General features: G+C 71.0%; 17 protein-coding genes, 2 tRNA genes and 1 riboswitch. Of the genes, 11 read left to right on the top strand and 8 right to left on the bottom strand.

Annotated features, from left to right (window positions below; translation table 11 throughout):
- Window positions 1-12: 12 nt before the first annotated feature.
- On the bottom strand, window positions 13-1,578 hold the full coding sequence (locus JEQ17_RS22125) for a metallophosphoesterase family protein (protein WP_200396843.1): 1,566 nt from the start codon (window positions 1,576-1,578) through the stop codon (window positions 13-15).
- A gap of 125 nt (window positions 1,579-1,703) precedes the next feature.
- Here JEQ17_RS22125 and JEQ17_RS22120 point away from each other — a divergent pair, with 125 nt between their 5' ends.
- The 5 genes from JEQ17_RS22120 (at window position 1,704) to JEQ17_RS22100 (ending at window position 7,445) form a co-directional block, all read left to right on the top strand.
- Window positions 1,704-2,054: a metallopeptidase family protein gene (locus JEQ17_RS22120; RefSeq protein WP_055637702.1), complete on the top strand. Its 351-nt coding sequence runs from the start codon at window positions 1,704-1,706 to the stop codon at window positions 2,052-2,054.
- A 287-nt stretch (window positions 2,055-2,341) separates the two neighbouring features.
- A complete protein-coding gene (locus tag JEQ17_RS22115) occupies window positions 2,342-2,863 on the top strand; it encodes a hypothetical protein (protein WP_200396842.1) in 522 nt (173 codons plus the stop codon).
- Window positions 2,864-3,174: 311 nt separating this feature from the next.
- Window positions 3,175-5,388, top strand: a complete 2,214-nt coding sequence (locus JEQ17_RS22110) for a DEAD/DEAH box helicase (protein WP_200396841.1) — start codon at window positions 3,175-3,177, stop codon at window positions 5,386-5,388.
- Window positions 5,389-5,659: 271 nt separating this feature from the next.
- Window positions 5,660-7,195 (top strand): amino acid permease, encoded by a 1,536-nt coding sequence (locus JEQ17_RS22105; protein WP_200396840.1) that lies wholly within the window; start codon window positions 5,660-5,662, stop codon window positions 7,193-7,195.
- A gap of 177 nt (window positions 7,196-7,372) precedes the next feature.
- A tRNA-Lys gene (locus JEQ17_RS22100) sits at window positions 7,373-7,445 on the top strand.
- 63 nt (window positions 7,446-7,508) lie between these two features.
- Here the strand turns inward: JEQ17_RS22100 and JEQ17_RS22095 are convergent.
- The 3 genes from JEQ17_RS22095 to JEQ17_RS22085 all read right to left on the bottom strand — a co-directional run bounded on the left by JEQ17_RS22095 (window position 7,509) and on the right by JEQ17_RS22085 (window position 9,278).
- Window positions 7,509-7,916 (bottom strand): RipA family octameric membrane protein, encoded by a 408-nt coding sequence (locus JEQ17_RS22095; RefSeq protein WP_200396839.1) that lies wholly within the window; start codon window positions 7,914-7,916, stop codon window positions 7,509-7,511.
- Window positions 7,917-7,977: 61 nt separating this feature from the next.
- Window positions 7,978-8,616 carry a GTP cyclohydrolase II gene (locus JEQ17_RS22090; RefSeq protein WP_200396838.1) on the bottom strand — a complete coding sequence of 213 codons (639 nt, stop codon included), beginning with the start codon at window positions 8,614-8,616 and terminating at the stop codon, window positions 7,978-7,980.
- 125 nt (window positions 8,617-8,741) lie between these two features.
- Entirely contained in the window at window positions 8,742-9,278 is a 537-nt protein-coding gene (locus tag JEQ17_RS22085; protein WP_200396837.1) for a MarR family winged helix-turn-helix transcriptional regulator, read from the bottom strand.
- 142 nt (window positions 9,279-9,420) lie between these two features.
- Between JEQ17_RS22085 and JEQ17_RS22080 the strand changes: the two genes are divergently transcribed.
- The 5 genes from JEQ17_RS22080 to JEQ17_RS22060 all read left to right on the top strand — a co-directional run bounded on the left by JEQ17_RS22080 (window position 9,421) and on the right by JEQ17_RS22060 (window position 14,560).
- Window positions 9,421-10,560, top strand: a complete 1,140-nt coding sequence (locus tag JEQ17_RS22080; protein ID WP_200396836.1) for a dihydrofolate reductase family protein — start codon at window positions 9,421-9,423, stop codon at window positions 10,558-10,560.
- 120 nt (window positions 10,561-10,680) lie between these two features.
- Window positions 10,681-10,754, top strand: a tRNA-Met gene (locus tag JEQ17_RS22075).
- 170 nt (window positions 10,755-10,924) lie between these two features.
- Window positions 10,925-12,028: a PP2C family protein-serine/threonine phosphatase gene (locus tag JEQ17_RS22070; RefSeq protein ID WP_200396835.1), complete on the top strand. Its 1,104-nt coding sequence runs from the start codon at window positions 10,925-10,927 to the stop codon at window positions 12,026-12,028.
- A gap of 254 nt (window positions 12,029-12,282) precedes the next feature.
- Window positions 12,283-12,438, top strand: a riboswitch (cyclic di-AMP (ydaO/yuaA leader).
- Between the two features lie 11 nt (window positions 12,439-12,449).
- Window positions 12,450-13,499 (top strand): M23 family metallopeptidase, encoded by a 1,050-nt coding sequence (locus tag JEQ17_RS22065; protein ID WP_200396834.1) that lies wholly within the window; start codon window positions 12,450-12,452, stop codon window positions 13,497-13,499.
- A gap of 116 nt (window positions 13,500-13,615) precedes the next feature.
- On the top strand, window positions 13,616-14,560 hold the full coding sequence (locus JEQ17_RS22060) for an aldo/keto reductase (protein ID WP_200396833.1): 945 nt from the start codon (window positions 13,616-13,618) through the stop codon (window positions 14,558-14,560).
- Window positions 14,561-14,622: 62 nt separating this feature from the next.
- Here the strand turns inward: JEQ17_RS22060 and JEQ17_RS22055 are convergent, their stop codons facing one another.
- The 4 genes from JEQ17_RS22055 to JEQ17_RS22040 form a co-directional block, all read right to left on the bottom strand.
- Window positions 14,623-15,927, bottom strand: coding sequence for a PrsW family intramembrane metalloprotease (locus JEQ17_RS22055; RefSeq protein ID WP_200396832.1), 1,305 nt, complete (start codon window positions 15,925-15,927; stop codon window positions 14,623-14,625).
- Window positions 15,928-16,140: 213 nt separating this feature from the next.
- The gene (gene trmB, locus JEQ17_RS22050) at window positions 16,141-16,932 is read right to left on the bottom strand and encodes a tRNA (guanosine(46)-N7)-methyltransferase TrmB (RefSeq protein WP_200401647.1); all 792 of its coding nucleotides are present in this window, start codon (window positions 16,930-16,932) and stop codon (window positions 16,141-16,143) included.
- A gap of 230 nt (window positions 16,933-17,162) precedes the next feature.
- Window positions 17,163-18,374, bottom strand: a complete 1,212-nt coding sequence (lhgO, locus tag JEQ17_RS22045; RefSeq protein ID WP_200396831.1) for an L-2-hydroxyglutarate oxidase — start codon at window positions 18,372-18,374, stop codon at window positions 17,163-17,165.
- A 302-nt stretch (window positions 18,375-18,676) separates the two neighbouring features.
- The gene (locus JEQ17_RS22040) at window positions 18,677-20,101 is read right to left on the bottom strand and encodes an MFS transporter (protein WP_143643663.1); all 1,425 of its coding nucleotides are present in this window, start codon (window positions 20,099-20,101) and stop codon (window positions 18,677-18,679) included.
- A 774-nt stretch (window positions 20,102-20,875) separates the two neighbouring features.
- On the opposite strand from JEQ17_RS22040, the gene JEQ17_RS22035 reads away from it, so the two are divergent.
- Window positions 20,876-22,969, top strand: a complete 2,094-nt coding sequence (locus JEQ17_RS22035) for an asparagine synthase-related protein (RefSeq protein ID WP_200396830.1) — start codon at window positions 20,876-20,878, stop codon at window positions 22,967-22,969.
- Window positions 22,970-23,185 lie beyond the last annotated feature (216 nt).

Here is a 23,185-nt window from a genome sequence, read left to right as displayed (position 1 = left end):
CGCCAAAACGGTTTACGGGGTGGGTGCGGAAGGGGTCGGGGTGGCCGGGGTGGTGACGGCGCCCGGCTGGTTCTCCTTGGGGAGGTGGCGGCTGACCTCGGCCGTGGTGAGCCCGAGGCCGCCCAGTTTGATCTCGTCCCAGGCCTGGAGACGTCGGGTGTCGCGGTCGAGGTAGAGGATCGACGTCTCGATCGGTGCGGGATCCTCGCCCTCCAGCGCGCGCAGACCGCCGCCGCCCGTGGAGCCCTCGATGCGCAGCCGGGTGCCGTACTTCATGATCTCCATCTCCTGGTGGTGGAGATGGCCGGCCAGGACCAGGGGCACATCGCCGTCCGTCTGGCGGGCGGCGGTCGGGTTGTGCGCGACGGCGATGTCGACCGGGGTGCCGGCCGCCTTCTGGTCGCGCAGGGAGGAGGCGAGGCGGGCGCCCGCGAGCACCTCCGACTGGTCGCCGCCCAGCTTGGCCGTGCGGTCGGGGGTGAACTGCGGGTCGCCGACGCCCGCGAAGCGCAGGCCCGCCACCGAGACCGCCCGGCCGTTGTCGAGCACGTGCACGTTCTTCATGCGCTCCAGATAGCTCTGGGTGACCCGGCCGTCGTGGTTGCCGCGCACCCAGACGTACGGGGCGCCGAGGTCGGCCGCCGGGTCCAGGAAGCCGTTCTCCGCCGCCGTGCCGTGGTCCATGGTGTCGCCGGAGTCGACGATCACATCGATCTTGTACTGCTTCACCAGCGAGGCGATGATCTTCCAGCTCGCCGGGTTGAGATGGATGTCGGAGACGTGCAGGACGCGGATGGTGGAGGGGTCGGGCGCGTAGGCGGGCAGCGTGGACGTGACGTCGTACAGCTTTGTCACGTTCGTCACCAGGCGGGCCAACTCCTTCTGGTAGACGTCGAATTCGCTGACGATGCTGCGGGCGTTGCCGACGACCGAGGGGGCGGAGGAGAGCAGGCCCGAGAACTTCGGCTCCAGAACCGAGTTGGGGTTCCAGGTCGCGAAGGCCGTCGCTCCCGAGGCGGTCAGCAGGGTCAGGGCCAGGCCGCCGGCCGCCAGGGCCCGGCGCGGGCGGCGGTAGACCGCGAGGCCGAGGGCGGTCGCCCCGGAGACGACGGCCACGACGGACCGTACGGCCAGGTCGAGAGTGCCGTCGCCGACGTCCTGGGCGACCTCGTCCTGGAGGCCGGAGAGGCGTTCGGGGTGGTCGACGAGGGCCTGGGAGCGGACGGGGTCGAGCTGGTCGACGTCCACGTCGAGGCGGAGCGGGGCCGTGTGGCTGCGCAGTTCCAGGGCGCCGAGCGGCGAGACGTTGATCTTCGTGCCGCCCGTGAGGGAGGGGCGCAGCGTCATCGTGGTGTCCATGGGGCCCACCGGCGCCCGGACGTTCCCGACGATCAGCAGGCCCAGCCACGCGCCGAACAGCACGACGGTGACGAGGCCCAGGGCGCGGGCCCAGGGGTGCGGTTGGTGGACGAGTTCGACGACGGGGTGTGTGCGGCGTGCGCGGTAGCGGCGTACGAAGGCACGGGGAACCCTTCGTACACGGTGCAGAGCGGTGGCGGCAGCGGGGACGCGGGCCATTGGTCCCGTATGCCCAGAGGTGGGGGCGGATATGCGGCGCGGCCCCGCTCCCGGGCGTGCCCCGGGGTGTGTTCTCGTGCGCCGCGTCCCGTGGCGCCCGGGCCTCGGTACCGGACAATGGCTCTGTGCTGGAGATGACGCGCGAGGAGTTCGAGGAACTGGTCGCCGAGGCGCTGGACCGGATTCCACCGGAGCTGACGCGGCTGATGGACAACGTGGCGGTGTTCGTCGAGGACGAGCCGCCCGCCGACGACCCCGAGCTGCTCGGGCTCTACGAGGGGACTCCGCTGACCGATCGCGGCGAGTGGTACGCCGGGGTGCTGCCCGACCGGATCACCATCTACCGGGGGCCCACGCTGCGGATGTGCGCGACGCGGGAGGAGGTCGTGGCCGAGACCGAGGTGACCGTGGTCCACGAGATCGCCCACCACTTCGGCATCGACGACGCACGGCTGCACGCGCTCGGGTACGGGTGACGGCGGGCGGGTGCGCGCTCTGGGGCGTGGGTGACGGCGGGCGGGGGCGTGTCCTGGGGCGTGGGTGACGGCGAGTGTGCGCGTGCCCTCGGGTGCGGGTGACGGCGGGCGGGGTCATGGTCTCGGGTGCGGGTGACCACTGGCGGGCGTGCGCTCTCGGGTGTGGGTGACATATCTCTCGTGGTGTGCGGGCGGTTCTCCCGTGTCTCTCCGGCGTTCGCGTGTCTTCTTGCGGGCGGCGGGAGTTGGGCAGGGGGACTCCTCACACCGCCCGGAGGTGGCTGCCCGTGCGCGCCAAGTACGTACCCGTCCGTCTGGCCGCCGCCGCCCTGGCCGTCGCCGCGTCCGCCGGCTGCATGAGCGTCGGTGACGACGGGGGCGACCACGCGAAGCCCTCGCACTCGGCCGGGCAGCGGGGCGGTGAGGCGCCCGACGGCGGGTCCGCGGTGAGCGGCGGGGGCGCCGGCCACCGCGGGGCGGGTGACGGAAAACACGGTCGGGCGAAGCCCCACGAGTCGGCGTCCGGGTCGGCGTCGCCGTCCGCCGGGGAGAGCGGGACGGCCGCTCCGCCCAAGCCGGGCAAGGACGGCAAGGACGGGAAGAAGCCCAAGCCGGGGGCGCCCTCACCGACAAAGGCCCAGCCCACGCCGACGCGACCGGACCCCGAGCCGACACCCACCAAGGAGGAGCCGCCGCCTCCGTCGCCGGACCCCACGACCGCCGAGCCGTCGTCCTCGGCGCACCCGGAGCCCGAACCGCAGCTCGTGGAGCGGCGGGAACCGGCACCCCAGGCCGGTGTCGAGGCCTGAAGCGACCTGGTCACACCTGGCCGGTCACAACGGGCCTGACCGTATCTGGCCTGGTCACAGGGGGTGCGCCCGCGTTCGGCGAGAGGACCCGGAGGCAGTGTGACCGGAGCCTCTCGGAGCCGGTTTGCCTTACCGGGTGGGGGGTGCGTATGGTGGTAGATCGTTTGATCCCATTGCCCGGCGCCAAGTAGAGCGCGCCGTGTGGCGCGTACTCTCCCTTGCCGTGGCTGACCGCATTGAGGCGGTCGTTTGCGAAATCACGGAGTTGACGGGCGCGTGCCGTACGAGACTCCGGAAGGTTTCGCATTCGCATGTCCATTTCCAGTACTGATCACGTCGTCGTGCCCGAGAACGAGAACATCGGGGACGCTGTCGACGAGACTGCCGCGCCTGCGGCTCCCGAGGTTCCCGAGGTCACCTTCGGCGACCTGGGTCTGCCCGAGGGCGTCGTGCGCAAGCTCGCGCAGAACGGCGTGACCTCCCCCTTCCCGATCCAGGCCGCGACCATCCCGGACGCCCTGGCCGGCAAGGACATCCTCGGCCGCGGCCGCACCGGCTCCGGCAAGACCCTCTCCTTCGGTCTGCCGATGCTCACGCAGCTCTCCGGCGGCCACACCGAGAAGAAGAAGCCCCGCGGCATCATCCTCACGCCGACGCGTGAGCTCGCGATGCAGGTCGCGGACGCCCTCCAGCCCTACGGCGACGTGCTCGGCCTGAAGATGAAGGTCGTCTGCGGCGGTACGTCGATGGGCAACCAGATCTACGCGCTGGAGCGCGGTGTCGACGTCCTCGTCGCCACCCCGGGCCGGCTGCGCGACATCATCAACCGCGGCGCCTGCTCCCTGGAGAACGTCCAGGTCGCGGTCCTCGACGAGGCCGACCAGATGTCCGACCTGGGCTTCCTGCCCGAGGTCACCGAGCTGCTCGACCAGATTCCGGGCGGCGGCCAGCGCATGCTGTTCTCGGCCACGATGGAGAACGAGATCTCCACGCTGGTCAAGCGCTACCTGACCAACCCGGTCACGCACGAGGTCGACAGCGCCCAGGGCAACGTCACGACGATGTCCCACCACATCCTCATCGTGAAGCCCAAGGACAAGGCGCCGGTCACGGCCGCGATCGCCTCCCGCAAGGGCCGCACGATCATCTTCGTCCGCACCCAGCTGGGCGCCGACCGCATCGCCGAGCAGCTCTGCGACTCCGGTGTGAAGGCCGACGCGCTGCACGGCGGTATGACCCAGGGCGCTCGTACCCGCGTGCTCGAGGACTTCAAGAAGGGTTACGTCAACGCGCTCGTCGCGACCGACGTGGCCGCCCGCGGTATCCACGTCGACGGCATCGACCTGGTCCTGAACGTGGACCCGGCCGGCGACCACAAGGACTACCTGCACCGCTCCGGCCGTACGGCCCGCGCGGGCCGCTCCGGCACGGTCGTCTCGCTCTCCCTGCCGCACCAGCGCCGCCAGATCTTCCGGCTGATGGAGGACGCGGGCGTCGACGCCTCGCGCCACATCATCCAGGGCGGTACGACCTTCGACCCGGAGGTCGCCGACATCACCGGTGCCCGGTCGATGACCGAGGTCCAGGCCGAGTCCGCGGGCAACGCCGCGCAGCAGGCCGAGCGCGAGGTCTCCGACCTCACCAAGCAGCTGGAGCGCGCGCAGCGTCGTGCCGTCGAGCTGCGCGAGGAGTCGGACCGGCTGATCGCCCGGGCCGCGCGTGAGCGTGGCGAGGACCCGGAGGCCGCGCTCGCCGAGGCCGCCGCCGTGGTCGAGGCCGCCGCCGCTGCCGTCGCCGAGCAGGCGGTGGCCGAGGAAGCCGCCGCCGCTGCCGCTCGCGAGGAGCAGCCGCGTCAGCGTCGTGACGAGCGTGGCAACTACGAGCGCCGTGACCGTCGTGACGACCGTCCGTCGGGTGGCTTCAACCGTGACCGCGGTGGCGACCGGGGTGGCGACCGTGGCGGTTTCCGCCGCGACGACCGTCCGTCCGGTGGCTTCCGCCGCGACGACCGTCGTGACGACCGCGGTGGTGACCGTGGCGGCGACCGCGGTGGTTTCCGTCGTGACGACCGCCCCTCGGGCGGTTTCAACCGTGACCGTCGTGACGAGCGTCCCTCCGGTGGCGACCGTGGCGGCTTCCGTCGCGACGACCGTCCGTCGGGCGGCTTCAACCGTGACCGTCGTGATGACCGCGGTGGTGACCGTGGCGGCGACCGCGGTGGTTTCCGTCGCGACGACCGCCCCTCGGGTGGCTTCAACCGTGACCGCCGTGACGACCGTCCCGCCGGTGGCGACCGCGGCGACCGTGGTGGCTTCCGCCGCGACGACCGTCCCGCCGGTCACAGGGGCAGCGACCGCCCGTTCAACCGCGACCGGCAGGGTGACCGTCCCTCCGGCGGCGGCTTCCGCTCCGGTGGCCACGACCGTCCCTACGGCCGTCGTGACGACCACCGCGGCGCCGGTTCCGGCTCGGGCCCGTCCTTCGGGCGCCGTGACGACAAGCCGCGCTGGAAGCGCAACGGCTGACATCGCCTGAGCGGCGACGGCCGATCGGCCCGCTGAGCAACTGAAGCTGAGCAACTGAAGGGGCCCGTACGACCTTGGTCGTACGGGCCCCTTCGGCGTTCCCGGAACCGGCCGGACCGGGAGCCGGGGCCACGGACGTGCGGGACACTCGACCCGCGGGTGGGGCCGGTTGCCGGTCTCGGGCAGGGCAGTTGCCAGAGGGGCTCATATTTAGCCAAACGAGCCCCTCCGTGGCGCATGTCACACCCCCGGCAGGGGAATTGCTGGGGGCATGACAGATGACGCCAGAGCAAGTGGGCTGTCGGACGAGGAACGTCTCGCGCAGCTCGGCTACACGCAGGTCCTCGCCCGCCGCATGTCGGCGTTCTCCAACTACGCGGTCTCCTTCACGATCATCTCGGTGCTCTCCGGGTGCCTGACGCTCTACCTGTTCGGCATGAACACCGGCGGCCCCGCCGTGATCACCTGGGGCTGGGTGGCGGTGGGTCTGATGACCCTGTTCGTCGGGCTGGCGATGGCCGAGATCTGTTCGGCGTACCCGACCTCCGCCGGCCTCTACTTCTGGGCCCACCGCCTCGCGCCCCCGCGTACGGCCGCGGCCTGGGCGTGGTTCACGGGCTGGTTCAACGTGCTCGGCCAGGTCGCGGTGACCGCGGGCATCGACTTCGGCGCGGCCTCGTTCCTGGGCGCGTATCTGAACCTGCAGTTCGACTTCGAGGTCACCCCGGGCCGTACGATCCTGCTCTTCGCCGGGATCCTGGTCCTGCACGGCCTGTTGAACACCTTCGGCGTACGGATCGTCGGCCTCCTCAACAGCGTCAGCGTGTGGTGGCACGTGGTGGGTGTGGCGGTCATCGTGGGCGCGCTGACGTTCGCGCCGGACCAGCACCAGTCGGCGTCCTTCGTGTTCACGGAGTTCGTGAACAACACGGGCTGGGGCAGCAGCTTCTACGTCGTCCTGCTCGGCCTGCTGATGGCCCAGTACACCTTCACCGGGTACGACGCCTCGGCGCACATGACGGAGGAAACGCACGACGCGTCGACGGCCGGCCCGAAGGGCATAGTGCAGTCGATCTGGACATCATGGATAGCGGGTTTCGTCCTGCTCCTGGGCTTCACCTTCGCGATCCAGTCGTACGACGGTGCCCTCGGCTCGCCGACCGGGGTGCCGCCCGCCCAGATCCTCCTGGACGCGCTCGGCGCGACGGCGGGCAAACTCCTCCTGCTGGTGGTGATCGGCGCCCAGCTGTTCTGCGGCATGGCGTCCGTGACCGCCAACTCCCGCATGATCTACGCCTTCTCTCGCGACGGGGCCCTGCCGTTCTCGCACATCTGGCACACGGTGAGCCCGCGCACACGTACGCCTGTCGCGGCGGTGTGGCTGGCGGCGCTGGGCGCGCTGATGCTCGGCCTGCCCTACCTGATCAACGTGACGGCGTACGCGGCCGTGACGTCCATCGCGGTGATCGGCCTCTACATCGCGTACGTCATCCCGACCCTGCTGCGCCTGCGCAAGGGCGAGGCCTTCCAACGGGGCCCGTGGCACCTGGGCCGCTGGTCCCGCCCGATCGGCATCGTGGCGGTGGCATGGGTCGGGGTCATCACGATCCTCTTCATGCTGCCCCAGGTCTCCCCGGTCACCTGGGAGACCTTCAACTACGCCCCCATCGCGGTCCTGGCCGTCCTCGGCTTCGCCGCCGCCTGGTGGTTCGCCTCGGCCCGCCACTGGTTCCTCAACCCGAACCACGAACGCACCCACGCCCGAGAGGCGTCCCGAGCGGGGGCCCCGGATCCGGTGGACCCGTAACGCGCGCGCCTTGCCGCGCACCATCCTTCCGGCCTCCGCCGGAGCCCTGTGGGACCCTTCCGACCCCATCCGGCGTGGCCGCGTCACCGATACCCGATCGGAGTCTCGGCCACGTCCGGCTATGCTCGTTCCTGCATCGACACGGGTCGGTGCGTGCATCGGCCTGGTCCGACGCACGGACCCTTAGCTCAATTGGCAGAGCAGTGGACTTTTAATCCATTGGTTGTGGGTTCGAGTCCCACAGGGTCTACGCAAGAGCCCCCAGCTCAGAGACATTTCTGAGGTGGGGGCTCGGTTGTGTTTCGGGGCCTGCTCAGGTGATCACCAGCAACGCCGCCCACATCACCACAGCCAGACCCGGCAGGACGTACGCGATCAAGGTGATCGACATGCCTCGTCTGCGGCCGGTCCACGTGGTCCAGGTGGTGGCGTAGTCGGGGAGGCGTTGTAGTGCTCTTGCCTGGACGTGGCGGTAGTAGAGGCGGTGGCGGTGGCCGACGTAGAGCCAGGTGAGGGCCAGTACGAGGCCGAAGGCGGCCAGGACCCGGGCGGCCGCGAGGTGTTGCTCCGAGGCCAGGAGCGTCGTGTGGGCCACGGCGAAGAGTGACTGGCCCACCAGGAAGAGGTTGCCGCGCTGGAACAGCATCGTGTTCTCGTGCAGCGTGTGCTGCCAGAGTCTGTCGTCCTCCGCCATGCGCTGAGCTTCGCTGTCGTCCCCCATGACCGCACTCTGCCCTGTGGTCGCGCGGAGCCACCCCTTCCGTCAGAGATCCGCGATCGCCTCAGCCCGCCGTCAACTCCGCCAGCGGCAGCGTGTGCTGGGTCTGGAGGACCTTCGCGCGGAGGTAGCGGACGTTGTGGGCCGTCGTGAAGACGCCCGTCGGGACGCGGTGCCCGACCGTGATGCCGAGGTCCCGGAGCTGGTTCGCCTTGTCGGGGTTGTTGGAGAGAAGGTCCAGTTCCGTGATGCCGAGCGCCGTCAGCATCTGGGCCGCCGCCGTGTAGTCGCGGGCGTCCTCGGGAAGGCCCAGGGCCGTGTTCGCGGCGTACGTGTCGAGACCCTCGTCCTGGAGGGCGTACGCGTCGAGCTTGTTGTACAGGCCTATGCCCCGGCCCTCCTGGCGGAGGTAGAGCAGCACGCCGCCCCGGGTCGCGATCTGCTCGACCGCCTCGCGGAGCTGGGGGCCGCAGTCGCAGCGCGACGAGCCGAAGACGTCACCTGTCAGGCACTCGGAGTGGAGGCGGACCAGGGGGGTGGCTGAAGGGGCGGCCGAAGGAGTGCCGAGGATCATCGCCACGTGTTCCTGGCCGTCGGCCAGCCCGTGGAAGGTGACCAGTTCGGCGTCGACGCTGTAGCCGTCGTTGAAACGCAGCGGCACCCGGACGCGCGAGCGCTGGGTGGCGGCGGGGTAGTCGGGCATGCGGTTCTCCCGGTCCGATCGCTTACCTGCTTCAGATTTGAAACAGATCCTCGGATCGAGACACTACCCCATGCTTTAAAGTTGAAGCAACGAATATAGGTGATTGTGGTGGTTGCGGTGATTCCTCATGCTTCGCCGCTCTGCGGCCCTCCCGCGCACGGAGTCGACCGGCGTCGCCACGGGACGTCCTCTGGTGTCGCCTGTGGGTCGTCCCCCTCCAGGCCCCGCGCGATCACCGTGCAGATCTCCTCCAGCTGCCCCACCTGCTCCGGCGTGAGCTTGTCGAAGAGCGTCGCGCGGACCGTCTCGACGTGGCCGGGGGCCGTGCGCTCCAGGAGCGCCATCCCCTCGTCCGTGAGGATCGCGATGCTGCCCCGCTTGTCCATGCTGCAGTCCTCGCGGCGCACCGCCCCGTCCTTCTCCAGGCGGGTCACCGCGTACGTCAGCCGGCTGCGGGTGATCTTCGTGCTCTCCGCGAGGTCCGTCATGCGCAGACTGCGGCCCGGCGCCTCGGAGAGGTTGGCGAGGATGGAGTAGTAAAGGTGCGGCATACCGGCCTCCTGCTGGAGCTGCCGGTCGATCGCGTCCTCCAGGAGATGGGAGGCGGCGATGTAGGCGCGCCAGGCGCGCTGCTCCTCGGAGGTGAGCCAGCGGGTCGTCATGCCGCCAGTGTAGGTTTGTTTCAAACTTGAACCAAGCCCCGACCGTCCTCCGGGCGACACCGGGCCGCCGTCCGGGCAAGCCCCGGCTCCGCCTCCGACAGAGCCCTACAGGGCCCGAAAGAGTCCGAAAGAGAGCGCGTTCATGCCTCATCCCTACGTCCTGTTGTCCGCCGCCGTCTCCCTCGACGGCTGCCTGGACGACACCGGCCCCGGACGGCTGCTGCTCTCCGGACCGGCCGACTTCGACCGGGTCGACGAGGTACGGGCCGAGTCCGACGCGATCCTCGTCGGCGCGGGCACCCTGCGCGCCGACAACCCCCGCCTCCTCGTCAACTCCGCCGAGCGCCGTGCGGCCCGGGTCGCCGCCGGACGGCCGGAGTACCCGCTGAAGGTCACCGTCAGCGGCACCGGCGACCTCGACCCCGACGCCAACTTCTGGTCCACGGGCGGCGAGAAGATCGTCTATACGAGCGACGAGGGGGCCGAGAGGGCCGGCGAAGCTCTGCGCGGGCTCGGCGTCGACGTCGTCTCCGTCGGCCCGGACGTCGACTGGCGGGCTGTGCTCACCCACCTCCACGACGTGCGCGGCGTGCGGCGGCTCATGGTCGAGGGCGGTGGCCGCGTCCACACCCAGCTCCTCGGCGAGGGCCTCGCCGACGAACTGCAGCTCGCCCTCGCGCCCCTGATCGTCGGGGAGCCGGACGCGCCCCGGCTGTTCGGGCCCGGCGACTACCCGGGCGGCCCCCGCAACCGGCTGAGCCTGGTCGAGACGCGGCCCGTGGGGGACATCGTCCTCATGCGGTACGTCCCCACCGCGCCCGGCGCCGGGACCGTACCCTCCGCCGCCGACCACCGGTGGCTGGCGCTCGCCTGCGAACTGGCCGCCGAGTGTCCGCCCTCGCGGACCGCGTTCAGCGTCGGCGCGGTCGTCGTCGCGGCCGACGGTACGGAGCTGGCCCGCGGATACTCCCGCGAGTCCGACCCCGTGTCCCATGCCGAGGAGGCCGCCCTCGCCAAGATCGGGCCGGGAGACCCGCGGCTCGCGACCGCCACCGTCTACAGCAGCCTGGAACCGTGCGCCCGCCGCGCGTCCCGGCCCGCGCCCTGCGCCCGGCTGATCCTGGACGCGGGCGTACGCAGGGTCGTGACCGCCTGGCGGGAGCCGGACACCTTCGTGGCCGGCGCGGACGGGAGCGGGCTGCTGGCCGCGGCCGGCGCCGACGTCCTGGTGCTCCCGGAGTACGAGGCCGCCGCGAAGGCGCCCAACCGCCATCTCGGCTGACGGGCCGGGCGGACCGGTGCCGCCGACCGGCAGGTTTCATGCCAAACCCCCCGGTTAAGCGCGGGCGACATCAACGCGTGTGCTTTGGGTCCCGCGGATGGCGTACAGTGGTCTTAACGGCGCGGGGTGGAGCAGCTCGGTAGCTCGCTGGGCTCATAACCCAGAGGTCGCAGGTTCAAATCCTGTCCCCGCTACTGAAGGCCTGAGGCCGGAATCCGATCAAGGATTCCGGCCTCAGGTGTTTTCCGCGGGCCTTCTCCGCAGATCCTCTGCCCAGGTCTTCCCCTCGGGTGTTTCCGGGTGTCTTCACCCGCCCGGGTCTCGTCCGCTCGCCCGCCGCCCCCGCTCCCGGAAGCCTGGACAGGTGGAGGAGCAGGAGCCGGTGCGCGTCGAGCCCGTGGAGAGGACGGCCTCCTACCCACGCACCCTCGTCCGCGCGCTGTCGGCGCTGCTGATCGTCGCGGGTGTCTGCTACGACCTCCTCACCCCGCAGGACTTCACCGCCGCTCCGTTCCTCACGGCCGCCCCGCTCGTCGCCGCACCCTTCCTCTCGCTCGGCGTCACCGTGTGGACGGGGATCGTGGCGACCGCGGCCATGGCCCTCGTGCACCTCAGGTTCGCCTTCGACGCGGGCGCGGTCACCGAGGTCCTCACCGTGGCCACGACCGCGGCGCTCGCCGTCGGCATCAACCGGCTCGTGGTCCGCGGCAACGCGCGCCTCGCCACCGCCCGCGAGGTCGCGGAGGCCGCCCAGTGGGCCGTACTGCCCGAACCGGCGGCGCGGATCGGCGGCCTGGAGATCGCGGCACGGTACGAGGCCGCGCAGGAGGGCGCGTTCATCGGGGGCGACCTGTACGCCGTGCAGGACACCCCGCACGGCGTACGGCTCCTCGTGGGCGACGTACGGGGCAAGGGCATGGGGGCGGTCGCCGTAGTCGCCGTACTCATCGGGGCCTTCCGGGAGGCCGCCGAGCAGGAGGCGAGCCTGGAGGCGGTCGCCCAGCGGCTGGAGCGGGCGCTCGCGCGCGAAGGCGTCCGGCGCGACATCATCGAGGTCTTCGAGGACTTCACCACCGCCGTGCTCGCCGAGATCCCGCACGGCACCCCGGTCGTACGCCTCGTGAACCGCGGCCACCCCGGGCCCCTTCTGCTGTACGGCGACGGAGAGGTACGTACGCTCGCCGCGGCGGAGCCCGCGCTGCCGCTCGGGACGGGGGAGTTGGGGGCCTGGCCCGACCGCGCGCAGGAGGAGGAGTTCCCGGGCGGGGCCATGCTGCTCTTCCACACGGACGGACTGTCCGAGGCGCGGGACCGGCGGGGCGTCTTCTTCGATCCGGCGCGGCACCTGTCGGGGCGAGTCTTTCCCGGGCCCGACGAGCTGCTCGCCGCGGTGCTGGACGACGTCCTGCGGCACACCGGGGGCGGGGCCGCCGACGACATGGCACTGCTCGCGGTGCGGCGGCCGTGAGATGCGTCGCTCTTTCCGCGGCCCATATCACCGTTGGTAGTCGAACGGAATCCCTCCGCTCAACAACTGACGCACCATCAACAGGGCTCCCGTTCCTGAATGACGATCAACTCGCCCGATTTACCCCGCTCATGACCTGTAAGTCCAGGCCAAGAGCCTTAACGATCATCAGGAACAGCTTGGAATCCGGTGCCCGGGTCTATTAACGTTCGATAACGCAGCGCGGTCGTCCCAGCCGTCACAAGAGTCGGCTCCGTGCGCACGCGCCGAATCCCGCAAGGGAACCGGGGAACCACCACTTGGGGTGAATCGCTCGTCTTCGCGGTGTAGCGCACCGCGGTTGACGCGCGTAGGAGACCTTCCTGCTCCGAACCCGTCAGCTAACCCGGTAGGCGAGAAGGAAGGAAAGGAGTGCGCCTACGTGGCGTCCAACCGGCCTGCCCCCACACCCTCGTTCGTGCCGAATGAGTTGACGGGTGAGTCCTCGGGTGACAAGAAGCCCGACACCTTCGCCTACGGCGCCCGTAAGGACGAGGAGACGTGGGAGGTCTGGAATCCCAGCGCGGACACCGTCCTTCCCGTCCGCGGCCGGCACCGCGTCTCCAAGCAGCGCGGCGGAGGACTCGCCCGTAGCTCGACCGTTCTGGGCGTCGGTGTCATAGCCGCCGTCGGTGCGGGTGGCATGGCCACCGCGCAGACCGGCAAGCCTCCGGTGTCGATCTCGATCCCCGACCTGCCGAACGTCGGCTCGCCCTTCTCGGACGACGACGCCCCGGAGGGCTCCAGCACCCCGATCACCGCCGTCGGCCTCACCACCGCCGACGCCGAGCAGGGCAACTCGGACGCGGGCGAGGCCCTGCGCGCCCGCATCATGCTCCAGGCCGAGCAGCAGCAGGACCAGGTGGACCGCGAGGCCCAGGAGGCCGCCGAGGCCGCCGCCGCGAAGAAGGCCGCCACGCTGGCGGCCAAGGAGCGGGACGCCGCCGAGGCCAAGGTCGCCGCCGCCAAGAAGAAGGCGGACCAGGAGGCCAAGGAGAAGGCCGAGGCCGCACGCCTCGCCGAGCTCGCCAAGCAGTTCACGCTGCCCACCTCCTCGTACACGATCACCTCCACCTTCGGGCAGTCCGGCGCTCTGTGGTCGTCCGGCCAGCACACGGGTCTGGACTTCGCCGCTCCCACGGGTACCCCGATCAAGGCCGTTCACAGCGGCACGATCACCGAGGCCGGCTGGAACGGCTCGTACGGCTACCGCACGGTCCTCACGCTCGACGACGGCACGGAGGTCTGGTACGCGCACCAGTCGTCGATCGGTGTCAGCGTCGGCCAGAAGGTGGCCACCGGCGACATCATCGGCCGCGTGGGCGCGACCGGCAACGTCACCGGGGCGCACCTCCACCTGGAGGTCCACACCAGCGGTGGCGACGGCATCGACCCGATGGCGTGGCTGCGCGGCAAGGGGCTCACCCCGTAGGACGGCCCACCTCGTAGGACGGGCTCACCCCGCATGGGGCGGGCCCGACCGGTGAGGCGGCCCGAGAGGTTCCCGGGTGCGGAATACGGCCGTCCGGTACGGCCGTTGACCCATTTATGACCTCACTCCGCAAGCTGGGTTCGTCCGACCTCGACGTCTTTCCGCTCTCCCTCGGCGGCAACGTCTTCGGCTGGACCGCCGACGAGGCGCAGTCCTTCGCCGTGCTCGACGCGTACACCGCCGCGGGCGGGAACTTCGTCGACACCGCCGACACCTACTCGGCCTGGGTGCCGGGCAACGAGGGAGGTGAGTCGGAGACCGTCCTGGGCGACTGGCTCGCCGCGCGCGGTAACCGCGCCGACGTCGTCGTCGCCACCAAGGTCGGTGCGCACCCCCGGTACAAGGGCCTGTCCGGGGTGAACATCAAGGCCGCGGCCGACGCGTCACTGCGGCGGCTGAAGACGGACTACATCGACCTGTACTACACCCACTTCGACGACCCGTCCGTGCCGGTCGAGGAGATCATCACGGCCCTGGACGAGCTCGTCCGCGCCGGCAAGGTGCGCGCGATCGCCGCGTCCAACCTCTCCCCCGAGCGGCTTCAGGAGTCCCTCGACCTCTCCGACCGCGAGGGCCTCGCGCGGTACGTGGCGCTGCAGCCCCGGTACAACCTCGTCTCCCGTGACTCGTACGAGGGCCCGCTCCGGGACGTCGCCTCCCGGGCCGGTCTGGCCGTCGTCCCCTACTCCTCGCTCGCCTCGGGCTTCCTCACCGGCAAGTACCGGGCGGGTGCCGTGGTCGACAGCGCGCGGGCCGGGTCGGCGGGCGCGCATCTGGAGTCGGAGCGGGGGCAGCGGGTGCTGGCCGCGCTCGACGAAGTCGCGCGGGAGCGCGGGGCCGAGGTCGCCACCGTGGCTCTTGCCTGGCTGGCCTCCCGGCCGACCGTCGTCGCACCCATCGCCAGCGCTCGTACGGTTGAGCAGCTTCCGGCGTTGCTGGGGGTGGCCGAACTCGTCCTCACGGATGCGGAGTTGGGGAGGCTGACCTCGGCTTCCGGCTGAGGTCGGAGGGGGAGGGCGGCTGTTGCGTTTTGGGGTCGCGTTGAGTTTTGGGGCTGGGCCCACTAAGAGCGGTACGGGTTGTACGTGTATGTGTACGGCGTCGGTGCCGGGTGGCCGTAGCCCTGCCACTGCGGTGCCACCGGTGCCGGAGCCGTCGCCCGGGCCGCGTACAGGAGAGCCGGGCGGGCCGGTTCGCGGCGCGTCCACAGCTCGTTGAGCAGCTCCCGTTCCCGTGCGACGAAGTCGGCGCCCGCGCGGCCCTTGCGGCCCCGGTGGCGCAGGAACGCCAGCGACGTCGCGTACGCCTCGTACTCCGCGACCGCCCTGCCCGCCTCGCGACCGCCGTGGTGCGTGGCGTAGTCGCGGGCCAGCCGCCGTGCCTTCATCGAGCCGAGGACGAACGGCTCGGGGGCCGTGAGCCAGCCCGCCATCGCGTACGCGGGCAGTTCGGAGCGGATCGTGCCCAGCTCGCGCTGGCGGGTCCAGATGACCAGCCAGGTCAGCAGGCCGAAGGCCGGGACCATGAAGGCCGCATAGACCGCGAAGAAGCCGTACTCGCCGAACGTCGACGAGCCGTTCCACATCGCGTGCATGCCCATCGCGAGCAGCAGCCCGACGATCGGGAGCAGTACGCGGCGGACCTGGTGGCGGTCCGCGGAGAGCGCCGCGATGCCGAAGCCGATGCCCGTGAGCACGGTGAACAGCGGGTGCGCGAACGGCGACATGATCACGCGTACGAAGAAGGTGGCCGCCGTGACGGAGGCGATGCCGCTGCCGCCGCTGAGCTGGTCCGTGCCGAACGCCGTGCCGAGGTAGAGGATGTTCTCGGTGAACGCGAAGCCCGTCGCCGTGACGCCGGCTATCACCACACCGTCGAGGATTCCCGTGAACTCCCGCCTGCGGAACAGGAAGACGAGTAATACGGCTGCCGCCTTCGCCGACTCCTCGACTATCGGTGCTATGACCGTCGCGCCCAGGGTGTCTGCGCTGGACGGGTCCGCCGTCGCGGTCGCTATCCATCTCGTCGCGAAGCTGTTCGCGACGATGGCTATCAGCGCGGCGGCGCAGGCTCCCCAGGCGAAGGAGAAGAGAAGGTTGCGCCAGGGGCCCGGTTCCACCCGGTCCAGCCAGCGGAAGGCGGCGACCAGGAGTGGGACGGGCAGTACGGCGAGGCCAAGGCCCACCAGGAAGCCCTCGGTGCCGGTCTGTTTGCGGACCAGGGCCAGGATGACGAGGCCGGAGAGGGCGAGCAGGGTGGTCAGGGCGCTGTAGCGGACCCACTTGCGCTGCCACCAGTGCGCGGTGCCTCCGGCGGGGATGCCGGGAGGGAAGCCGGGGTGCGGTGGGAGCGGGGGACCGGTGGCCATGACAAAGACCCTAACGAGGGAGGGGCGTGGGCCGCGAGAGCGCCCCGTCGGGGCTCGGGGGCGGTGCTTGTTGTGGCTCCGTCTTTCTGGCCCCTCTTTCTGGCCCCATCAGGCTGTGCGGTCCGTGCGTTGTGCGTTGTGCGTTGTTTGGTGTGTGGTGTGCGTTGTGTTTTGTGTGTCGTGCGTTGTGGGCCGTGCGTTGTGTTGTTCGGCCTAGTTGTCCGTCGCGGTATGCGGTACGCGGCGGAAGAGCAGATCGTTCACCACGTGTCCCTTGTCCAGGCCCTGGCCCTCGAAACGCGTCAGGGGGCGGAAGTCGGGGCGTGGCGCGTAGCCGCCGTCCGGCTGGGTGTTCTCGAAGTCCGGGTGGGCGGTGAGGACTTCGAGCATGACCTCGGCGTACGGTTCCCAGTCCGTCGCGCAGTGCAGCAGTGCGCCCGGCTTGAGGCGGGACGCGGCGAGGGTGAGGAACTCCGGCTGGATCAGGCGGCGCTTGTGGTGGCGCTTCTTGGGCCAGGGGTCAGGGAAATAGACGCGCAGGCCGTCGAGGGAGTCCGGGGTCAGCATCTCGCGGAGCAGGATGATCGCGTCGCCGTTGGCCACGCGGAGGTTGGACAGGCCGGCTCGGTCCGCGAGGTTCAGGAGGTTGCCCTGGCCCGGGGTGTGGACGTCCACGGCGAGGATGCCGGTGGTGGGGTCCTCGGTGGCCATCTGCGCGGTGGCCTCGCCCATGCCGAAGCCAATCTCCAGGACGACCGGGAGGTCGGCGGCGAAGAGATCCTTGAGGTCGAGGGGGTGCCGGCCGTCGATGTCCAGGCCCCACTTGGGCCACAGGCGCTGGAGTGCGTCCGCCTGGCCCTGGGTCACTCGGCTTCTTCGGGGCTGGAAGCTGCGGATTCTTCGCTCGAAGTGGGAGCCGGCGGGGTCGGGGCGGGGGCCGTCGGGGAAGCGGGGCTCGCCCTTTGGGCGGGGCTTCCTGGGGGTGGTCGGCTTGTCGGGGGGCATGGAGGAGTCAGACACAGTGGGTCGATTTTACGGTGTGGGGGTTCGGTGCCGGTGTGCGCCGTCGTGGGTCGGGGCCGTGCCGGTACGTCGAGTCCGCCGCTTGCCGGGTGTACGGCTGTGAGTCTGGGAGGGATCCGTTTTTTGGAGGAGCCGTATGCGGCGGACTTCGACGTACCGGCACGGCCCCTTCCGTTCGTGGGTCCCTACCCGCTGTGCGATTCGCCCTGGGCTCAGGTGGTTGTCATTGACTTGAGGGCTCGGGCCGCCACCTCTCGGCCGATGGGGAGGGAGGCTGTGGCTGCGGGGGAGGGGGCGTTCAGTACGTGGACCGTGCGGGGGGATTCCTGGATCAGGAAGTCGTCCAGGAGGGTGCCGTCTCTCAGGACTGCCTGGGCTCGGACGCCTGCGGTCGAGGGGATCAGGTCGTCGGGGGTGGCGGCCGGGAGCAGGCGGCGGACTGCCTTGGTGAAAGCGTGCTTCGACGCCGAGCGGTGTACTTCGCCGGCTCCGTAGCGCCAGTGTCGGCGGGCTATGCGCCAGGAACCTGGCCAGGTGAGGGTCTCTGCCAGCTCGCGGGGGCGTACGGTCCGCCAGTCGTAGCCCTCTCGGGCCAGGGCCGGGACCGCGTTGGGGCCGATGTGGACGCTTCCGTCGATGCCCCGGGTGAGGTGGACGCCGAGGAAGGGGAAGGCCGGGTCCGGGACGGGATAGACGAGGCCGTTCACCAGGGCGGGGCGGGCCAGGGTGTAGTACTCGCCTCTGAAGGGGACGATCCGCATTTTGGGGTCGTCGCCCGCCAGGCGGGCGATTCTGTCGCAGTGGAGGCCGGCGCAGTTGACCAGGACCCGGGCGCGGATGATCGTGCCGTCCTGGGTGCGGACTGCCACTCCGAGGTCCGGGCGGCGGTCGATGTGTGTGACCTCCGCGGTGTAGCGGATGTGGGCGCCGGACGCCTCCGCGAGTTGGCGGGCCACGCCCACGAAGTCGCACACGCCTGTTGTGGCCACGTGGATCGCGGCCAGGCCCCGCACCTCGGGCTCGTACTCCGCGATCTGGGAGGCGCCCAGCTCGCGGACCGGAATGCCGTTCTCCCGGCCTCGCTGGACCAGTGCGTGCAGGCGGGGCAGCTCTTCGCGCTCCGTGGCGACGATCAGCTTGCCGGTGACGGCGTGGGCGATGCCGTACTCCGCGCAGAACTTCACCATCTCGGCGGCGCCCCGCACGGCGAAGCGGGCTTTGAGTGAGCCCGGGCGGTAGTAGATCCCGCTGTGGATGACGCCGCTGTTGCGCCCTGTCTGGTGCCGGGCAGGGCCCGGTTCCTTCTCCAGCACCGTGACCCGCGTGCCCGGCGCGGCACGCGTGATCGCATACGCCGTCGACAGACCGACGATTCCGCCGCCGATCACCAGCACGTCACAGTCGTAAGCGACCTTCCGCCCCATCTGCCCGCCCCACCTCCAGCCTCCGACTCCCACCCCCGATAGTGCACTGCGCCACTGACAACCCGCTCAAACCCACAGAATGGCAGGGCCGAGGGAAAGACGCGTGGTTCCGGTCCCGGTCCCGTCAACGGAGGCGGATGGTCCCGGTCACGTCAGCGGAGGCGCGTTGTCCCGATCACCTTCATGGCGCCGGTGAAGCGGGGCGCGCCCCTTCAGGGGCGCGGGGAACTGCGCGACCAGCCACACCCAACCCGCACCCCCAGGACCACCCCAGCCCCGCAGGCGCCAAGGGGGCCTTCCCACTAGGCCGGTGCCATGAGCAACGGCCTGGCCCGCTCGCGCAGCTCCACCACCCGCGGCTCGTCCCCGTACGGCTCAAGGCGGTGAAGGAGATCCTTCACGTACTCGGTCGTGCGGGCCGACGAGATGCGCCCGGCGACCTCCACCGCCCGCACCCCCTGCTCGCACGCCGCATCGAGGTTGCCCGACTCGAGCTCGGCGACCGCCGACACCACCAGGCGCAGCCCGTGTGAGCGTACGAACTCCTCCGTCGGCTTCGACAGGGCCTGCTCCGTGAAGCGGCGGACCTGGCGGGGGGCCTTGAGGTCGCGGTAGCACTCGGCCGCGTCGGCGGCGAAGCGGTCGTAGCCGTAGAAGCCGAGCCAGGACGGATCGTGGTCGCCGTCACGGGCCCGCTCCAGCCAGCCCTCGGCGGCCTTCAGGGCTCCGCCGGCCGCCTGGGCGTCACCCGCGCGCGCGTGGGCCCGTGCCTCGACGAGGCGGAAGAAGCTCATCGTGCGGGCGGTGGCCAGGCCCCGGTTGCGCTCCAGGGCGGCCTGGGCGAGGTCGACGCCCTCGTCGCCGAAGCCGCGGTAGGTCGCCTGGAGGGACATGGAGGCCAGTACGTAGCCCCCGAGGGGCACGTCGGCCGCTGCGCGGGCCAGGCGCAGGGCCTGGATGTAGTAGCGCTGGGCGGCCTCCTGCTGGCCCGTGTCGAACGCCATCCAGCCGGCCAGGCGGGTGAGTTCGGCGCTGGCCCCGAAGAGGGCACGGCCGACCTCGTCCGAGTACGAGCCCAGCAGCAGGGGTGCGGCCTCGACTCGTAAGCATTCCGGCACCATGGACGAACGCCAGTCGCCGCCTCCGTACTTGGAGTCCCAGCGCCTGGCGTCCTCGGCGGCCTCCCGCAGCTTCTGTACGTCGCTGTGGCCGACTTTCAGCGGTGCTCCGGAGCCCTCCAGCGGGCTGGCGTCCCTTGCCACCGAGCTGTCGGCCGGGGTTATCAGCCACCGGGACGCGGGAGTTGCGTATGCGCTCACTGCGAATGATCCGGCGAGCGACTGCCAGATGCCGCCGGAGCCGGCCCGGCGTCCGGCGAGATCGAGACGGTAGAGATCCGTGGCCGACCGCACGGCCTGTCCTACGTCACGGGGGAAGGCGAGGCCCACTTCCGGTGCGGGATCCGCGTCCGCCAGGCCGATCTCGTGGAGTGGGACCGGGCGGCCGAGCTTCTGGCCGATGGCGGCAGCGATGAGGTGCGGCGCGGCACCCTGCGGCACCATGCCTTTCGACACCCAGCGCGCCACCGACGTCTTGTCGTAGCGAAGAGTCAACCCGCGTTGAGCGCCAAGATCGTTGACGCGTCGGGCGAGTCCTGCGTTGCTGATTCCCGCGAGGGCGAGAACGGCGCCGAGTTTTTCGTTCGGCCCGCGTTGCTCCCTGGACATGCGCCACCCCTCGACACAGACGGCTGCCGCGCGGGTGGTGGCCCAGCGGCATTCGTGCTGCGTCTTCCCGGGCGCCAACCCCTGGAACCCCACCCGCAAAAGCACGTGGCCGAGCCCTCAGGAATATGCCTCCCGCGAAAACACAGGCAAACACAGGGTAGTTCGCCGCATCCCAAGCGTTAAGGGGCATTGTTCCGGATGGCGGGATTGTGGCCCGTGGGCAAGCACAGAGCGTCGTCTCGTGCTCCCGCTGTGTGGCTGTGCGCCCGTCCGTGCGCTCTTCTCCGGCCATCGGGGGAGCGCTTCCATGGATCGTGCGTGGGTCGGCCCGCTGTACTGGATCCAGTGGGCTGGGGGACACCGCCGCCTCCATCCCCGCGGGCGGCGGACCGGTCCGGGAGGCGGACTCCGCCTCCCGGACTGTGCGTTGCGCACAGCATGTACGGAGCGTGTGCACGCGTGTTCGTCCATCACCGATTTGGCTGAATATCGCCCATGCCTTTCGAGGTCAAATACCCCTCCCACCATGGCACTTGAGGGCGCGTTAGGTGTTTTTGGGGAGCGTACCGGGGGCGCATTCACGTCGTCGTCCTTGAGTAAATTCTGTGCGATCGCCGCTCGTCGCGCGTGCGTTCGCTTTTTCGCGGGCATCTCCCAGGGGCGCACTCCGGGGAGCACAAGCGGCCGCACCGGCCCTCCGACGCGCATTCTTCGTGGCAGCATGGTGACCGGTTCGTACGGTGCACTGGTTGTCCACAGCCTGTGGAGGCGGCGATGCGGTGGTTGGTGGGATGGAGCAGTACCGCCGCTCGTGCGCCCGAGATCGGTTCGGCGGGAGCGACGGGCAGCGACGGCGAGACGGTGCACCCGGTGGGGTCCCAACTCCTGTGGGGCGACCCCGATCCGCTCTGGGCGGTCGGTGACTGGCGCCCCGACGAGGTGCGCGTCGTCAAGGCCGACGAACAGAACCGCATGGCGGTGCTCGGCACCTGCGGAGCCTCCGACGAAGAGTTGCGGGTGGGCCTGTTCGCCGCGCGCGGAGGGGCACTTCGGCATCTGACGGCCTGGTCCGGCAGCTACACGGCCGTCGTCCAGGTGGGCCGCCGCCTCATGGTCTGCGGCGATCTGGCAGGCGTCAGGCCGGTGTTCTACACCCCCTGGGCGGGCGGCACGGCGTACTCGACCGCGGCCCTCCCCCTCGCCGACCTCATCGAGGCCAACCTCGACTTCGGGCACCTGGCGGCCCTGCTCGCCGCTCCCGACGTCCCGGCCGCGCTCCAGGACTCGACTCCGTACGAGGGAGTGCGGCGCATTCCGCCGGGGCATGCGCTGATCCTGCGCGCGGGCGCACGCGAGATCGCCGGGTACGAGCAGGTGGCCTCCCTCGCCGTCGCCGCCCCCACCACCGACCCCGACAGCGCGGTGAACGCCGTACGCGACGCCCTGGTCGAGGCCGTACGCGCACGACTCGCCGCCCCGAGGCACGTACCCGGGTCGGACATAGACCCCGGTCCCGTCCCCGGCATGGGCCCCGCCGAGCGGCGCGCCGCGCGCGGCATGCCCGTGCCCGGCATCGGAGCCGACCTCTCCGGAGGACCCGCCTCGGGCACCCTCGCCCTCCTCGCCGCCGGCCTCCCGGGTGCGCCGGGCACCGTCCTGGGCCACGGCACGGGTGCCGGCGAACGCCTCCTCGCGGTCACGTTCAACGACCTGGCGGTGAAGGGCCGCGAGGCCGAACTGGAGCGGGCGGGGACGCTGGCGGCCAATCCGCGACTGCATCACGTGGTCGTCGCGGGCGGCGAAGAGGTCCTCCCCTACGCCGAGTTGGAGGGCCCGCTGACGGACGAGCCGGGACCCTCCCTGGTGACGGCCGCCCGGCACCGCGCGCGCCTGGCCTCGGGCAGCGCGGACCACTTCACCGGGTACGGCGCGCGTCAGGTCCTCGACGCGCACCCGGCCCGCCTCGCCGACCTGCTGATGGACCGCAAACGACGTCATCTGGTGCGCCCCGTCGCTGCGTTGGCGAAGGCCGACGGTTCCGTCATGGTCCCCGCGCGCGTGTACGGCGCGGCGCGCAAGCTGTCCCGTACGCCCTATCTCGTCGGTATAGAGGGACTCGCCGACCGGCTGCTGCACAAGCGGTTCGAGGAGCCGGGAGGTGCCGTGGGGGCGTCGCTCGCCGCGCTCACGTGGGCCAGACCGGGGCCCGCCGCGCGCTGGCTCACCGGTGAGGCCCTCGCTGAAGTATCGGTTCGCCTGGCGGGTGCGACGACCCGGGGCGGGGTCGGTCCGGGGCAGCGGCCGGGCGATTTCCGCGCGCGCTCGGCCTTGGCGCGGCACGCCTCGGACCTCCGGATCCTGGAACAGGCCGCGGAGGTCCGCTTCCAGCGGCTGCACGCCCCGTTCCTCGACAACCAGGTCGTACGGGCCTGTCGCGCCCTTCCCGAGGCGCTGCGGGTGCAGCCCGGGGCGCGGGCCGCGATCCTCCGTACGGTCCTTGAGGGCGCCGGTGTGGCGGACCTGCCGCCCGGCTGGGGCGCCCCGTCCCACGCGTCCTCCACGGCCGCGGCCCGTACGGGGCTCCGGGTCGCCGTGGACGACCTCGTCTCCCTCTTCGACACGCCTCTCCTCGCCCAGGCGGGCCTGGTCGAGGCCCGGGTCGTCCGCAAGGCCCTCCGGGCGGCGGCCGACGGAGAGGCCCTTCCCCTGGAAGGCCTCGCGGATTTGGTGTCCCTTGAGCTCTGGCTCCGCCGGCTGCTGGACCGCCGGGGGACGTGCTGGACGGGGACGCCCGCGAGGCAGCGGGCCGTCCCGGCGGGGATTCGGCCTCAGCAGGGGGCTTTGGGGGCGGGGGCGCGGAGGGGGTAGCGGGGATTCTTTCGCCCCCGCCGCCCCCACCCATTCCCTTCCCGTTCGGGGGCCAGCCCCCGAACCCCCGCTCCTCAAACGCCGGAGAGGCTGAAATACCTCAGGGGCGCGGGGAACTGCGCAACGGGGGTTCGGGGGCGGAGCCCCTGAGTAAGAGACGGGAATGGGTAGGGGCGGCGGGGGCGAAAAAGTCGGCCCTGCCAGGAGGGACCGGTG

This window comes from Streptomyces liliifuscus (assembly GCF_016598615.1).
In the GTDB taxonomy this organism is placed as follows: Bacteria; Actinomycetota; Actinomycetes; order Streptomycetales; family Streptomycetaceae; genus Streptomyces; species Streptomyces liliifuscus.
This window is presented reverse-complemented; position numbering and strand designations above follow the sequence as displayed.

Coding starts and splice junctions, on each gene's coding strand:
- JEQ17_RS22090 (WP_200396838.1), bottom strand. CDS start 8,616: ATGCCCGACTACCCCGCCGCCACCCAGCGCTCGCGCGTCCGGGTGCCG.
- trmB (WP_200401647.1), bottom strand. CDS start 16,932: ATGCCCCCCGACAAGCCGACCACCCCCAGGAAGCCCCGCCCAAAGGGC.
- JEQ17_RS22125 (WP_200396843.1), bottom strand. CDS start 1,578: ATGGCCCGCGTCCCCGCTGCCGCCACCGCTCTGCACCGTGTACGAAGG.
- lhgO (WP_200396831.1), bottom strand. CDS start 18,374: ATGGGGCGGAAGGTCGCTTACGACTGTGACGTGCTGGTGATCGGCGGC.
- JEQ17_RS22080 (WP_200396836.1), top strand. CDS start 9,421: ATGCCTCATCCCTACGTCCTGTTGTCCGCCGCCGTCTCCCTCGACGGC.
- JEQ17_RS22060 (WP_200396833.1), top strand. CDS start 13,616: ATGACCTCACTCCGCAAGCTGGGTTCGTCCGACCTCGACGTCTTTCCG.
- JEQ17_RS22040 (WP_143643663.1), bottom strand. CDS start 20,101: ATGTCCAGGGAGCAACGCGGGCCGAACGAAAAACTCGGCGCCGTTCTC.
- JEQ17_RS22095 (WP_200396839.1), bottom strand. CDS start 7,916: ATGGGGGACGACAGCGAAGCTCAGCGCATGGCGGAGGACGACAGACTC.
- JEQ17_RS22105 (WP_200396840.1), top strand. CDS start 5,660: ATGACAGATGACGCCAGAGCAAGTGGGCTGTCGGACGAGGAACGTCTC.
- JEQ17_RS22085 (WP_200396837.1), bottom strand. CDS start 9,278: ATGACGACCCGCTGGCTCACCTCCGAGGAGCAGCGCGCCTGGCGCGCC.
- JEQ17_RS22110 (WP_200396841.1), top strand. CDS start 3,175: ATGTCCATTTCCAGTACTGATCACGTCGTCGTGCCCGAGAACGAGAAC.
- JEQ17_RS22055 (WP_200396832.1), bottom strand. CDS start 15,927: ATGGCCACCGGTCCCCCGCTCCCACCGCACCCCGGCTTCCCTCCCGGC.
- JEQ17_RS22035 (WP_200396830.1), top strand. CDS start 20,876: ATGCGGTGGTTGGTGGGATGGAGCAGTACCGCCGCTCGTGCGCCCGAG.